This is a genomic window from Paenibacillus agaridevorans (assembly GCF_018604145.1).
GTDB classification, from domain to species: domain Bacteria; phylum Bacillota; class Bacilli; order Paenibacillales; family Paenibacillaceae; genus Pristimantibacillus; species Pristimantibacillus agaridevorans.
The window spans coordinates 2,170,376-2,185,181 of record NZ_CP075889.1; the positions used below are offsets into that span (position 1 = coordinate 2,170,376).

Genomic DNA, 14,806 nt, shown 5'->3' on the forward strand with positions numbered 1-14,806 from the left:
TAAATATAGATTAACCGATGTTAGCCTTTCACTGAACCGATCATCATCCCGGAAACAAAGTGTTTCTGCAATAAAGGGTAGATGAACAGAATTGGCAAAATAGTAACGATGATGGACGCCATCCTGATGTTTTTGGGGTTCAGATTGTAAGTGTCGATAAAACGCTGCAACCCGCCAACATCCGTATAATTGGTCAGCTCTATGGTCATTCTGCGCAAAAGCAGCTGAATCGGATGACTGTTCTCATTATTGAGATAAATCATCGGCTCGAACCACATATTCCAAAACATAACGGCGCCAAAAAGCGCGAATGTCGCCAGCAGCGGCTTGGATAGCGGGACGTATATTCGAAACAGAATACCGAAATCATTTGCCCCGTCCAAATAGGCGGACTCACGCAATTCCTTGGGTATATCTTGGAAAAAAGTACGGAAGATGATGATGTTGAATGCGCTCATCGCGACGGGCAGCACGACCGCCCAGATCGAATTGAACAGCTGCAAGTCCTTAATTAGAAGGAATTGCGGAATGAGTCCCCCGCTAAACACCATCGTGATGATGACGTAAACGGCCAAAGGTTTGCGAAATATAAATTCCCGGATCGCTAGCGGATAGGCGAACAAGGTGGTCAAAAGCAATTGCAATGAAGTGCCGATGACTAAAAAAACAAGCGTATTCTTATAAGCATTTAAAATGTTTTTATCCTGAAAAATGTACTGGTAGCTATGAAGGTCGAATCCTTGAGGATACCAGGTTATTTTTCCTTGACCGACCAAAACCGGATCGCTGATGGAAACTGCAAACGTATTCAATAGCGGGTAAAGCATAATGATACATAAAAGCACCATAAGCATGTAATTAAAAATATCGAAAGTTTTGGACCAAAGCCCTTCATTATAAACTTTCAAAGCTTGTCAACTCCTTACCATAAGCTGTTTTCGGATACTTTCTTGGAAAAGTAATTTGCAAATATGATCAAGAAGAAACTGATCACGGAGAGCATCAATCCGACCGCAGCGCCATATTCAAATTGTCCGCCTTGCACGCCTACCCGGTAGACGTAGGTTTCGATTACGTCCGCCGTTTCGTAAATTTTCGGATTATACATCAGAAGCACCTTTTGATAATCCGTGCTCAAAATAGTCCCTAGTTTCAAGATGAGCATCACGGAGGTCGCCGGTATGATGGCCGGCCATGTGACATACCTCAATCTCTGCCAACGATTTGCTCCGTCAATAACGGCCGCTTCATGCTGCGCCGGATCAACGCCGGTCAAAGCCGCTAAATAGATGATGGCGCCATAACCAAGCTCCTGCCATATACTCGATCCGACGTACAGCGGCCGGAAAGCATCCGATACATACAGCAGCGTCCTCGGTTCCGCCCCAAACCAGGATAGAATTTTATTGATTATTCCTTCGACCGAAGTAAATTCATGAATAAAGCCGACGACGATGACCGCGGACAGAAAATGAGGGAAATAAGTAATGGTTTGCACGGCCCGTTTAAATAATTTTTGACGAAGTTCATTCAATAACAAAGCAAAAATGACAGGTGCGGGAAATCCGAAAAGCAAGGAATAAAATGCAAGCAGCAACGTATTTTTTGTAATTCTCCAGCTCATCGGACTATCAAAAAACGCCCTAAAATGATCAAATCCAATCCACGGACTCCTCAGGAAACCCAACGAAGCATCATAACTTTTGAAAGCGATTGTAATTCCGTACATGGGAAAATACTTAAAAACCAATAAAACTAGAAAACCAGGCAGCACCATCAAGATCAAGTAGCGCTGTTTTAGACATTTGCGCAGAAAGTTATATTTTTTTCTTGGTTGCAGCTCCCGCACAAGTTGTTGATTCTGCAATTTTCACCCCTCCAGTATACTTTTACATGACGACAACAATCATGTAAGCCCTTTCTTCATAGTGCGACCTGTTGTCATTTGCGTCTCGCACTTGGTGATCTCAGAATACAGGAGCGGATGATTTATCGACAATGATCAACTATTCATATCGTTTGAATAATTTCATATTCCATCAAAAATCAATTGCATGTGAACGGACGAAAATCGATTTGATGCATAAAATCCGGAACGTTCATATATTAATGTGCTGTTCAGTATTTCAACTTCGCATGACAGCCAAACTTTATCCAGCTATAATAATACAATCACTATCTCGAAAACAGCCTAAATCATGCAAGTCATGCAAGCGGTTACACAATATAGAAGCGATATTTCGTACCGCAAAAAAGGGGGGGCTCATACTTGAACAAATGGTTCCGTTCTGTTTCCACTCGCTATCACAGAAGCAGCGTTCTGTTTAAGTTGCTCATTGTAAACATGATTTTTATCATTTTGCTTACCAGTCTGCTGGGTTTTAACTACTCGTATTTAAAAACGAATGTAAAGGAAGAAGTTTTACGAACGAATGAAAGCTTTCTAAAGCAAGTGTCCAGTCAATTGTCTGGAGAATGGCTCGCGATCCGCAACATGATTTACAATTACAGCGTGAGTCCGGAGACAAAGATTTTATCCAACATCTCAAAAAATTCGCGTTCCTATTATACCGAGTTATTAGCTTATAAAAACAAAATAACGCAAACCAATTTGCAGCTCCCGTTTCGAGCACAGCTATCCGCCTACTTCCCAGACCAGAATATGGTCGTCAGCAGCGATGGAACCCGCAGCTTAAACGTGTTCTATGAAAATCTTGATCTTAAAAACGACGGGGAAGTATGTCGTTGCCTGCTGCAAAACGAATTGGAGCGTATCCATAATTTCCGCAATACGATCGTATTTTCGTACCGGTTATTCCCGACAGGTTACATCTTTGTTCAGATCGCGAAGGACCAATTGTTGGCCTATTTAAACGATCAAACCCGTTTGCTTGATAACGTCATCGTGATAAGCGATAAGGATAATCAACCTTTTATTAGTACAGCCGCTTTTGATCAAGATCTCGTCGGGCAACGGCTTCAGAATTTGTCGAGGCAGATCATGATCGATGGAAAAAAATATACGCCTATCGCCCATACGGATCCCTTGTTCACTTACACCGTTTTGTTTTCGGAAAGCCAGATGCAGGAGAAGCTTCAAAAGGCCAACGGTTATACATTTATTTTGTTCGCAGTGTTCTTTGCTGTAAATCTTGGTTTTTTATTAGTCAACTGGTCCATGTTCAGACCGCTTAGACTATTGGCGAGAACGTTAAATCAATGGACGACAGCGCCAGCTACAAAAAATGAGTTCGCGATTCTCTCCGATACGTTCAAGGAGCTCAATTCCGCGACACTCTCCATGAAACAGGAAATGACGGAGCAAGCCGACATCCTGGAGCATAACGCGCTTCTGCGGCTGTCAACCGACGAGAACTATATATTAAAGCCCAACATCCACCAGCTGCTGTCAGCAAAGTTTGATTCTTATGCCGTAATTTCTGTCATCGAAGAGAACAACCTTGGGGAGCACTCAGCTTATTACGCCCCATTGCTAGAAGCCGCATTAAACCAAATTGGACCGTACATTCGCCTGCACCACCATAGCGATAAATGTATACTTATCGTAAAATGCTCCGAAACCGAAACGCTGGAAGCACTAATCTATCGTGTTTTGGAGAGCGATCCCGCTCCGGTAATCAATGGGCTTTTTCTCTGCGGCATCAGTTCCGTTAAAACGCAACTGAAAGAAATCGGCAAAGCCATTTACGAATCGAAAGACGCGATAGACAAACATGTGCCGGACTTAACCCATTTAAAGCGCGTCAATCCATATCAAGCCCAGAACAGCGGCCAATCTTCGGTCATCCACTTATCCATCGATAAGGAGCAAGAGCTTGTCAACTATGTGCTCAAAGGAAACTCGGAAGCCGTTTATCAATTTTTTGATAAAACAATGGAAAAAACATTTAAAAGTTTGACATTCGAGCAGTTCCAAAATATGCTTCGTTATTTCCACGACCTGCTCCTTGTCATTTTGAACAGCAAAAAAATTCCCTCCGAGGAGGTAGGGTTAACTCCGCCAACACCTATGGAGAGCTACCATCTTCAATATTTATTTAATCAAATTCGCAACGGATACGCCGTAGTTGCAAAGCGATCTGCATTGCCGAATACGCCGCTTATCGAGCAAATTAAACTTTATATCGAAAAAAACTATGCCAACCCGGACTTGTCGTTAACAGTCATTGCAGATCATTTCTCGATCACTCATGTTTATTTGTCTACCTACTTCAAGAAAAATACCGGCTATAACTTGAACTATTACGTGCACCTGATACGGATACAATCCGCAATTCAACTTATCCAATTACATTCGCAGTTAGCTATGAAAGATGTCGCCGAACGCGTCGGTTATACCAATGCCGGGACGTTTATCCGCCATTTCAAAAAAATTGCAGGTACGACGCCCACCCAGCATGTCAGGATGCAGCAGGAATGAATACTCCCTCCACTTACCGTTGTTAACGCTTCGGTTGAAGTGGGGGTTTCTGATGTCTCAACCTGACTTGTTCAGGATGCTTAACACCAGCGGAGTTGACACGTTGATGGTCTGGTTACCATCCAACCCCTCTATCCCATTCGCTCCTTGTGGAGTGACGTTTGGGAATACTTTGCGCATAATATTCGCCGCGCCGTTGACATCGGCATGAATCCAACCTTTCGGACTCTGGTACAGTCCGCGACAGATTCGTTTGCCGGTGAATGTCACTGTTCTCCCTTCGTCATAACACGGCAACGAATCCTGGTCCAGGAAGCTCGCTTTTGATGTATAAGCTTCCTCGATCAGGATGACCACTATCCCCTGTTCTTCCGCTTTATACTGGATCATGTCTATCAACATCTGATGCGGAATATGACAAAACGATTGATTGTTTCGACGTCCCATGGCAGCTTCTTGTTTCCATCCATCGTTATGACCAATGACGATGGTGCCAATCCGTTGCTCCACAGCCAGCTTGATGATGTGATGACTTGCTTTGTGGAACAGGTCATTGATCCGGCGATGTCGCTTCAGATGCAAACGTTCCAATTGTTTAGACGTAAACGCGCCTTCTCGCGGCTCCTTACCCTGACGAAGGATGCCTGTATAGTACGCTTTCATTTTGTTGTAATATTGATTGATCGATTTGATAATCCTGCCCTTCACGATCATCGGCCTCGAGCCGGATGTTGTGACAATGGTTGCAAGATTGTCCACCCCCAAATCAATTGCCATAAGTAAATGCGGAACATATACGTCCTCTTCCTTTTTCACCTGACAAGCGAAGACCAGCTCGACGACGTAACGTCCATGACTTGGAACTACACGCACCTGCATCAGTTGTCCCTCGGTACGGCCCAATTTGCCGATGTTAAGCTGCAGGTTGGTCTTGGGAAACTTAAGAAATCTCCCGCCTTTAACGATACAATCCTGATTAGAAAACACAACTTCCTTCGCTGTGCCTCGAGCATACCCCGGAATGTTAGGCTTGCCCGTGTACTTCTCTGGATGCTTTCGGAAATCCTTCATGCTCGCGAAGAAAGCCTTCCAGTTCTGGAACACGACTTTCATAATCCCTTGACTGCTCTGTGCAGGGAGCGCGCGATAATCCGTTTGTCCCATCACTTTGAATAAGGCGTCCAGGAAGGCATACGATACAAAAGGCTTATCCAGTGACGGCAGCTCAAATGGGCGTGAACGATTTTTCTCGCTCCGTCGTTCATTCATTGCACCAATTTGTACGGCCAACGTGTCCATTACTTGTTGTTGCAGTGGGAGCAGGTCTTCCTGACGCCCCCATGCCGTAAACACCTGACGGATATAAAAATTCGTGGTATTGTACAGATTTTTGGCTCTCTGGCATGCTTCATCCAGATAGCCAAACAGCCGATGGCCCGGCTTAATCCAAACTTGATAAGTTCTGTATGTGACTTCTGCAATTGCCATCACTTCACCTCCTTCCTCGCCCCAATAAAGAACATACGTTCTTATATATTGTATCGCTACAAGGGGAAGAAAGGAAGAATATTTTGATCGCTTATTCAAGATGTCGCCGATTCACCTCGCCACTTGAATAAGTGGGAGTCCTCTCGGCGAACGCTGATAGATACAAAGTAAGGGAGGCCGCGGTAACGGCCTCCCTAATATTCTGATCCGGTGCTGTCGGACTGATCATACTTCAAAGATTACAATCATGTCTTCTCCCGCTCCGAACCGGGTCAATCGCAATTCGCCCCTCGAACAATCCATGCTGATAAGGTCGAACACCGTCGCGCTCGCCGTACCTACCTTCCTTTCGGGGCTTTCGGCATAATTTCGATAGCTAACCGCGTTTAGAGTCGAAATCAGCGGAATGCCGTCTTGGTACAGCACTTGGTCGATATGGACGTGCCCGAACAGGCATGCGACAACATGATTGCGATTTGTTTTTATGATTTTCCAAATCTTCTCGCCGTTTTCTACTTCTCCGTCAACATATCCTTTAACCCCTCGCTGAATAATAGGCAAATGCGAGAAAATGACGACCTTCCAACTTTCGCTGTCCGGCATGCCGCTAAACTCGAACACCTTATGCTCGAACCAATCAACCTGTCTGTCCGAGAAGGCGTATTCCCATTGTCCGTTTTGCAGCAGCATTCCGTCCGCTTTTACTTTATAGAAAATATCGATGCTGTTCAGCATAACGATTTTCGTCTTTTTTTCCGGAATATCGTAGTAGTAATAAAGTCCGCATTCGTTGCCTTTGTCAAATGAGACCGTTCCGTCTAAACATTGGTAAATATCCGCATAGGATTCGACCGGGAATATCACATTGTTAGCGCCTTATAATTTCAACCGAAAATCCTCGACCGAGTTATCGTCATGGTTTCCTCTCATCGGGAAGGAAGGACAGCCTTGCATTCTGATCGCATCCATGAACTCCGATTGAGCTGAAACGACTTCTTTTTTTGGCCCATTCTCTACGATGTCGCCCCCGACAACAATACAGTCCATATAAAGCGCTTTAGCTGCATGTTTGACCGCAGCCGCAGCTCGAAGCTGATTGCTTCCCCTCTTATGATGAGGGTCGGTGTAGAACACGATGTCGACGGTTCCTGCCGTCTGCGCTTGCTTTGCCCGATCGATCGTTTCGCTTAAAGGTATATGATAATTGTCCGGTAAATCAGGATATTGTTCAGCCAGATCCGCTTGGCCCCGTCCATGCTCAGACGTTTCCACTCCCATCCGTTCATTCATCTCCTTTCATGTTTTAGATGCGGATGCTTCTGTCCTCTCCCGCTCCGAAGCGGATGATCGAAAGTTCATTTTTTGCCTCATTTAAGCCGACAATATCGAATGCCGTTTCGGATGCCATATCTTTTAATCTCCCGTAAGTGGCCGCATTAAGAGTAGAAATCATCGGAATGCCGTCTCTCACCAATACTTGATCGCAATGGACATGGCCGAAAAAACAAGCCGCGACGTGCTTTTGATTTCTTCTAATGATATCCCACATGGCTTCCCCATTAGCTACGTCATGATCAACGCCTTCCAAGCCGTCCTGGATAATCGCGACATGTGAAAAAATCAAAACTTTCCATTCATCGCTGCCCGGCTGCCGGCCAAAATCGAAAACTTTGCGTTCAACCCAATCCAGCTGTCTTTCGGAAAAAGCGTATTCCCATTGTCCGTTATGCTTAAGCTCCCCGCTGTCAGCTGTCTGGTACGGAATATCGATACTGTTTAAAATGGCGATTCTCGTCTTTTTGCCGGGAATGTCATAGTAGTAATATAAGCCGCATTCGTTTCCTTTATCGAAGACTACTTTGCCCTCCAATGGTTTAAGCCAGTCCTCGTAGGATTGTTGCGGAAAAATGACATGATCCACGCCGCCCGTTTTTAGGTGAAAGTCCTGAATGGAATTGTCGTCATGATTGCCTTTTACCGGAAATACGGGACATTCTTGCACCCGAAGCGCATTAAGGATTTCCATTTGCGACCGTTCGACCTCCTCTTTCGGGCCGTTCTCGCTGAAATCTCCTCCGCATACGATCGCATCCACAGGAATGTTTTGCGCCAGCTGCCGGATGACCGCCGCCGTGCGAAGCTGATTGCCCCCGGGCATGTGATGCGGATCCGTGTAAAAAATAACTCGAACCGTCTGTTCATTTTGATCCTTCATCGTTCGCCTAATGGCTTGCGAAACCCAGTACTCGTAAAATTCTGGTATATCGTTGTTGAACTGATTTGTGCTCAACGGGACTCCTCCTTAAATAAACCAGCAGGCACTTTTGCAGACCAAGTATCGGGCGAGTCGATTCCCAGCGCATAGGCGACGACAGCCGCTGTATCTTCAATCGCAACAGGCTCCGCTTCGGCATTCGACACGACGTTTGGACCTGCGCATCCCCAGAAAATCGTCACATCCTTCGGATGATCGCTTCCATGGTTTTTCGGGTCCGCCCCGCCCCCGCCATGATCTGACAGAAATATGATCAAAGTGTCTTCCAGCCTATTTTTTGCCCGAAGTATATCAAGAATTTGACCAATCAATTCATCTGTTTCTTCTATAACCTCATGAAATAGTGTCGAGCCATAACCGAAAGAATGTCCAGCGCCGTCGATCCCGTCGAATTGAATAAACATAAGCTTGAAATCCTGATGTTGTTCGGAAAAAGCGGCCACTTCTTTTACCAAATGTTTATCCGCATGGACGTTGGAGACATAGTCTGCGATGCCTTCTTCGATAATGCCGTCATTGATCGGCTTCCACGCGCTAAACGAGGCGATAACTGCGGACGGATCCGCTTCCTTTACAAGTCGCATAAACGACGGATATGGCGAATCGATCGGATATTGGCGATGCTCCGCTCTTTCGTTGGTAAGACCGTGCAGACTCGGCTTTACCCCATGGAACATCGATCCCCAACATTCTCCGCTAATCGTGGGAAGTACTGTTTGTGCCTCGTACGTTATAAATCCGCCCTTCAAAGCTTTGTCGATATTCGGAGTGTTTGCTTGATCGATCATATTGCCGGCCCCGTCAAGACCGATGATTACTACTCTTTTCGTTGCTTGCTTCATTTTCTTTCATCCCCTTTTGATCATTATCCGCTTATGCCGACTACGATAATGCCTGCCGTAATCGCCGTTGCAGTCATCAATCTTCTGATGCCATTTTTCTCTTTCAGAATCCATATTCCCAACAAAGTAGCGACAACCGTTCCGATTTCCCTGACCGGAGCGATATGGGATACCGGAGCCAGGTTCATCGCCAACAGGAATAAGAAATACGAGCAGGGCATCAGCACCGATCCGAGCAAAATCGTTCCTTTATTTTTTCTCCACTCGGACAATAACGTTTTTCCGTTTACCATCGTTCGCACATTCCCCAGCATAAATCCGATGTTGGAAGCCGCTATCAGAGTAAGCGGAGTTACGTATTGCAGTGTCATTTTATCGATCAACACATACGATGTCGTGCATAACCCTACCCCTAGCGCTGTCAATACGGGCATTAACTGTACCGCTTGACCGGGATTTGAGCGTTTATTCCATTCGCTTAAACCCAGTATGCCGAGCAGGATGATGGCAACTCCCGCCCATCCCCCTATGGACAGTCGCTCGCCCATAAAAATGACGCTAATTAAAGGAATAAGCAGTACTCCCGTTCCACGCTGAATCGGATAGACTTGGGACAAATCGCCCAGCTTATAGACCTGGGATAACATAATTGCGTAAGCCGCTTGTGCCGCCATGGACAACAGGAGCAATAAATAGACTTGCAGCGGATACCTTTCGCTCAACAATTCCATCAATAAAATGGGAATCAGAATGACATTTGCCGTCATGACGATCAGTGCGAGATACGCTTGCTTACTTTCACTTCGCTTGGCGAAAAAATTCCATATTGCATTCGTTGTGCCTGAAATGATGACCAACGACATCGCAATCCAAAACATACGTTAACCTTCTTTCATCAACTAAATCGGAGATCAGCCTTACCTTGTTCTTCTTCCCACCGAATACTCAACTTTAGCAGGCGGCTATCCTCGCAATCGCCGTCTTCGACTGCGATTGCGATCCCAATACCGCTGCAATTCTCGTAGCGGTACGAGGAAGGAACCGAAATCCAATAATGCTCCGTCGTTCCCGGCACTCCCCGCAAATCGAGAAGCAATCGTCCGTCCTCCCAGCGTTCGTCTGCAACGCTGACCGCATCCATGCTGACATGTCTGGAGGAACCGATCAATTGCGGCCGGTTCTCGGCTTTGCACAAACCGACGATCTGACAATGCCCGAGCTCCAGTGCATCCAGCGCGATCGATCCGGTCTTTTTACCCAAATAACGCTGTTTCCAAAAATCGAACGCATGGTACACGTCATCTGGCGCAAGCGCCAACGCTTCCAGCCCAAGCACCGTCTCCATTAGAGGCACAACCGCAAATCGGCCCGCAACGCACCACCGGCGAAATGGAAGATCAAAGTGTATCGCCCACAACGACCCAGTCGCATTCTTTTCACGCGCTTCCGCGTTCATGCCAAGCAGAGCATAGGCGAAAGCATCATCCATTTGACGATCGCTGAGCTGCGGCAAGGAAAAATCCAACGGGAAGGTCATGTCGAGCTGCCCCGTTTCTCCAGTCGTCGTTGCCAGAGACGGGATGCAACGCTGAATGGAATGAATTCTGTCCTTATCATAGAGCTCCGTATTGTCGCTGATCATCAACAGTCCGCCTGTTAACGAAACGAGCGACAGCAGCGATTGGCCCCACGCTTCCTCCGTACGCACGCATATGTAATCCGGGTCGTTTAAATAAAGGATTCGCTGAGTATGATACCAGCGGGCTGTTTCAACCATCTGCTTGCAAATCGCCGACCAGCTCGGATTCGAATCTCCGGCGATTCTGCACGCGTCAACGATTCCTGCCGCCTCCGTCAACACGCCCCAGCAAGCGAGGAAAAAGGAATCTTCTCCAATCTGCTCCCTTGCGCACTGGAGATAGTTGCGCAAACTCGCGGATGCCTCCTCATTTGAAAGGAGGCCGTCATTGACCGCCTTATGCAGACCGTCATACAAAAAATGACGAATTTGATCGGTTTTGAAATAGCTGTAGCCATTGTCCTTTAATCCCCTGTACAGCGGCGCCACCTGATCAGTCAACGTTTTCGGGTCCGTTTTTAAGACGTTAAAAATCCACTGACCATATAAAGGATCGCCGCTCAAGTCGCATTCAAAATATTCGCGGTTCGCTTCCACGAATTCCGTATTCGTAACCATCGCGCTTGACCAAATTCCAGCCTGAAAACCACGTCCCCCAATACTGGAAATTAATCCTTCATGTCCTTCCGGAAAACGATCATTCGTTTGAACCCAAGCATCGGCGACGATCCCTTCCTTTGTTGGAGGTATGACTTCTGACTGAAATCCGTCATCAATCTGCATCACATTCAACCCATAAGGCTTGAAATGAGTTTCCAAGAACGCCGCAGTTGTTTCGATATCCTGTCCGGTTACACGCTGCGCGAACGCTTCCCATGAGCTCCACCCGGTAATCGGCTGCACATTCGGACGCCATTGCCATGGACGATGATGTTCAAATTGAAGATGACGGCGATAATACTGCATCCGTAAATTGACAATCCAAGGCTGCAAACCTCCCTGAACTTCCAATTCCGCCTGCCAATCTCCAGTGTCGTTCTGTTCCAGGCGCGATTTTGTCCACGACCAACCTGCGCCATGCCAATCGATCAACAAATCCTGAAAAACATCGTAAATCCCGTTAACCCCTTTAAGCAAAGGTTTGCCGATCTGACCCAGTATCGCCTGGCCTTTAACCGCTCTTTGCGGCCGCATGTTGAGCGCGTCCTTACTTAAATGAATGATGACTTTGACCAAAGTAGGCTTATCCAAAGCAACATATATTTGCTGCACAAACGGGCTGCTCTGTATATTGCCGTTAGAAGCTTCACGATAGTACGGTTTTGCCCCCTCCGGAATAAAAATCGAGAGCAAAGGTTTACCATTATAGTCATAGTGCAGGCAATGCTCGTTTTCTTCCCATCTGTGCGACGCATGAGCGACGGGCGGTTCCTTTTCAAATGTCGATTTCATCAAGCGACCTCCATATACAACTATTAGTTGCGCACTAATAAATATACTTACACTGCTATGCTAATCGTGATCGCATCGGGAGGCAACAGTCATAATTTAATCTGATACCCGAAAAGGCAAAGACGGTATTTTCAGTTTTTCATATGTCTGTCATATCTTTATCCGAACGACGATTAACCATCGCTTTCGTAACGATCTTAAAAACGACAAATTGTTGAACGGCACGTTGCATGCTAGATTGAAAAACAGAATGATTAACGTTTAGTCAGAGAGGATGATCAGTTGAACCATGCAAGAAAATGATAACGTTATCTTATTAGAAAACGGCGACACGAAAATTTTGCTGGGCAAGAAAAGTTTAAACGTCCGCGTTGTGAAGAATAATGTCGCTTGGGAAACCGTTCCCGGGGCGGCGAGCTTCGCCATCGGATTCGAAAATACCGATCGGTTTTGGATTTCACTTAATCAAGCTGAGAGCAAACAGTTTGCTCCTATCGACTCGGGTTTCCTTCAAGGCGTCCGCATTCAGCTTGGCCCATTTTCCAGCAACGGCAAAATAATCGGAGTTCAAGCAGATGTTACCGTCCTGCTAAACACCCACAGCGGCGAACTCGTTTTTGAAGTCCATGGGATCAGCGGCGCAACGGAAAATAAGGTCTCCGAAGTCATTTGGCCGGGATCATTTGCCTTTTCCGGCGATCGGGAGACCGACTTTACGGTCGTACCCGCTATGCAAGGCTACCTGATTCCGGCAAATTGGCAGAAGCCGATTCGGCGATACCATAATGGCATGATGTTCGATCGGGATGCCTATATGCCTTGGTGGGGACAGGTCAGAGAAGGCAACGGATATTTGGCCATCATCGACACGCCTAACGATGCGCGCCTCTCCGTGGAGCATCTCCCCCTGGTCCACACCCATGCGGAAGTCGTATGGATTCATTCGCTAGAACGTTTTGACTATACCCGGAAGCTGCGTGTCCGATTCGCTAAGGATTTGAACTATGTCGGCATGGCCAAAATGTATCGTCAATATGTACGAAGTTTAGGCAAATTTCACACTTTAGCGGAAAAGCAGCTTCGAAATCCGAAACTGTCGGAATTAATGGGTTCGGCCGTCGTCCATACCAGCGTACATACTCGCATAGCGCCGGAATCTCATTACTTCGATAAGGAGATTCCCGAGAACAACGATTATGCCGTTCCTTTCGAAGAGAGAGCGTTGCAACTCGCAGCGCTCCAGGCAAAATACGCCGGCAAGCTCTATGTCCACATTGATGGATGGGGTCTTAACGGCTACGATAATCGCCATCCCGACGTGCTTCCTCCAAGCCCGAAAGGCGGAGGCTGGGAAGGCATGCGGAAACTCCAAAAGGTTTGCAGGGATGAACATATTTTATTGGCGCTGCACGATAATTATCGGGACTTCTATTACGATGCCGATTCTTACAACCCCGAGCTGACGATCAAGCATCGGAACGGCGAACAGGAATTTTGCGATTATTGGGCAGGAGGAGCTCACAGCTGGCTTTGCACAACATTGTCTAAAGGTTATTTAGAACGCAATCACGATAAACTTATTGAAAACGGCGTATATCCGGATGGGGTTTATATCGATGTGTTCGCCGTTGTACCTGGTGACGAATGTTATGATCCGAGACATCGGATGACAAGAACGGAGTGTTTGGCTTACCGTGCCTCCTGCTTCGAAGAGATCCGTTCCAGAGGGATGATCATCAGTTCGGAGGAACCAACCGATTGGGCCGTGCCTTATCTGGATCTGGTCCATCATGCTCCATATGCCCTTTATCCCGGTCCCGGAGAAGGTCCGGCTATCGGAATTCCTACTCCGTTGTTCTCCCTTGTATATCATGACGCGATCGTCGTGCCGTGGTCCTTGGATAGAGGAGCCTGGGGAATTCCGGAGATGGATCTCGGCCTGCTTCATGGGCTGTTGAATGCCGGCGTTCCTTATTTGCCCATCCAGCCTTCGGACAACGAAATTCCGATCGTCAAAACAATAGCCCGACTCCATCAGCTTATAGGATCGCTTGAAATGACGAACCACGAATTTATGGACGGAAGCTGGCGCAAGCAACGCACTACGTTTGCAGACGGTACGATCGTCGAGGTCGATTTGGACGGTGACCGTTATACGATCATAATGGCAAACGGTGAACGAATCTCGGAAGCAGCCGTTCATTTGTAATAAGGATGCGAAAAGCTCAGAAAGCTGTCCCCATAGTAGAGAATTCTACACCGGGGACAGCCTTCTTCGTTGTTTTAAGCTTTAATCTGATAATGAGCGGTTGTAATCGGTCCTTTATTGCCTTGCGTGTCAATTGCATACATTTCGATATCGTACACTCCCGGAGGCGCTTCCCATGGGATGACATACGACCATGAGAACAAGCGGTCGCCTTCCCGCTTCATCGCGTCGTATATCCCATAATCCGATATTCGCATAATCGATCTCTCCAACGTCTCGCCGCCGTTGCCGGCAGCGCCATACTCGATCTGCAGCTTAACCCTCTCTCCGCGTCGCCCGATCTCCGGATCGAACGTCACTTTGGCTTCATTAGCAATACTCATTTTATCACCCTCGCTTTTATTTGTACTGACCAGTCAGTTCAATATTAGGGGGTGACTGCATTCCATGTCAATAGGGTACACAAAAAAAATTTCGAATTGACAGTCCTCCCTTTCCGACTTATAGTTAGACTGACCAG

The 14,806-nt window shown here is 46.7% G+C and carries 12 protein-coding genes; 2 read left to right on the top strand and 10 right to left on the bottom strand.

Annotated features, from left to right (window positions below; genetic code table 11):
• Positions 1 to 20 precede the first annotated feature (20 nt).
• Both KJW29_RS08845 and KJW29_RS08850 read right to left on the bottom strand, forming a co-directional pair.
• Complete coding sequence (locus KJW29_RS08845) at positions 21 to 908, bottom strand: carbohydrate ABC transporter permease (RefSeq protein ID WP_246608657.1); 888 nt, start codon at positions 906 to 908, stop codon at positions 21 to 23.
• A 14-nt stretch (positions 909 to 922) separates the two neighbouring features.
• Positions 923 to 1,867 (bottom strand): ABC transporter permease, encoded by a 945-nt coding sequence (locus KJW29_RS08850; RefSeq protein ID WP_246608658.1) that lies wholly within the window; start codon positions 1,865 to 1,867, stop codon positions 923 to 925.
• A 402-nt stretch (positions 1,868 to 2,269) separates the two neighbouring features.
• Here KJW29_RS08850 and KJW29_RS08855 point away from each other — a divergent pair, with 402 nt between their 5' ends.
• Positions 2,270 to 4,441, top strand: a complete 2,172-nt coding sequence (locus KJW29_RS08855; protein ID WP_214629490.1) for a helix-turn-helix transcriptional regulator — start codon at positions 2,270 to 2,272, stop codon at positions 4,439 to 4,441.
• Positions 4,442 to 4,498: 57 nt separating this feature from the next.
• Here KJW29_RS08855 and KJW29_RS08860 read toward each other — a convergent pair whose 3' ends face one another.
• From KJW29_RS08860 to KJW29_RS08890, 7 genes are all read right to left on the bottom strand, one after another.
• The gene (locus tag KJW29_RS08860; RefSeq protein WP_214629491.1) at positions 4,499 to 5,929 is read right to left on the bottom strand and encodes an RNA-guided endonuclease InsQ/TnpB family protein; all 1,431 of its coding nucleotides are present in this window, start codon (positions 5,927 to 5,929) and stop codon (positions 4,499 to 4,501) included.
• Between the two features lie 225 nt (positions 5,930 to 6,154).
• The gene (locus KJW29_RS08865) at positions 6,155 to 6,793 is read right to left on the bottom strand and encodes a metallophosphoesterase family protein (RefSeq protein ID WP_214629492.1); all 639 of its coding nucleotides are present in this window, start codon (positions 6,791 to 6,793) and stop codon (positions 6,155 to 6,157) included.
• 12 nt (positions 6,794 to 6,805) lie between these two features.
• Positions 6,806 to 7,207 carry a metallophosphoesterase gene (locus KJW29_RS08870; RefSeq protein ID WP_214629493.1) on the bottom strand — a complete coding sequence of 134 codons (402 nt, stop codon included), beginning with the start codon at positions 7,205 to 7,207 and terminating at the stop codon, positions 6,806 to 6,808.
• Between the two features lie 25 nt (positions 7,208 to 7,232).
• Complete coding sequence (locus KJW29_RS08875) at positions 7,233 to 8,219, bottom strand: metallophosphoesterase family protein (protein WP_214629494.1); 987 nt, start codon at positions 8,217 to 8,219, stop codon at positions 7,233 to 7,235.
• Positions 8,216 to 9,046 (bottom strand): alkaline phosphatase family protein, encoded by an 831-nt coding sequence (locus KJW29_RS08880; protein WP_214629495.1) that lies wholly within the window; start codon positions 9,044 to 9,046, stop codon positions 8,216 to 8,218. Before KJW29_RS08880 ends, KJW29_RS08875 begins: the two co-directional genes overlap by 4 nt.
• A 23-nt stretch (positions 9,047 to 9,069) precedes the next feature.
• The gene (locus tag KJW29_RS08885) at positions 9,070 to 9,924 is read right to left on the bottom strand and encodes an EamA family transporter (RefSeq protein ID WP_214629496.1); all 855 of its coding nucleotides are present in this window, start codon (positions 9,922 to 9,924) and stop codon (positions 9,070 to 9,072) included.
• Positions 9,925 to 9,941: 17 nt separating this feature from the next.
• Positions 9,942 to 12,077, bottom strand: coding sequence for an alpha-amylase family protein (locus KJW29_RS08890; protein WP_214629497.1), 2,136 nt, complete (start codon positions 12,075 to 12,077; stop codon positions 9,942 to 9,944).
• A 289-nt stretch (positions 12,078 to 12,366) separates the two neighbouring features.
• On the opposite strand from KJW29_RS08890, the gene KJW29_RS08895 reads away from it, so the two are divergent.
• Entirely contained in the window at positions 12,367 to 14,286 is a 1,920-nt protein-coding gene (locus tag KJW29_RS08895) for a DUF5696 domain-containing protein (protein ID WP_214629498.1), read from the top strand.
• Positions 14,287 to 14,360: 74 nt separating this feature from the next.
• Here KJW29_RS08895 and KJW29_RS08900 read toward each other — a convergent pair whose 3' ends face one another.
• Positions 14,361 to 14,669, bottom strand: coding sequence for a hypothetical protein (locus tag KJW29_RS08900; protein ID WP_214629499.1), 309 nt, complete (start codon positions 14,667 to 14,669; stop codon positions 14,361 to 14,363).
• Positions 14,670 to 14,806 lie beyond the last annotated feature (137 nt).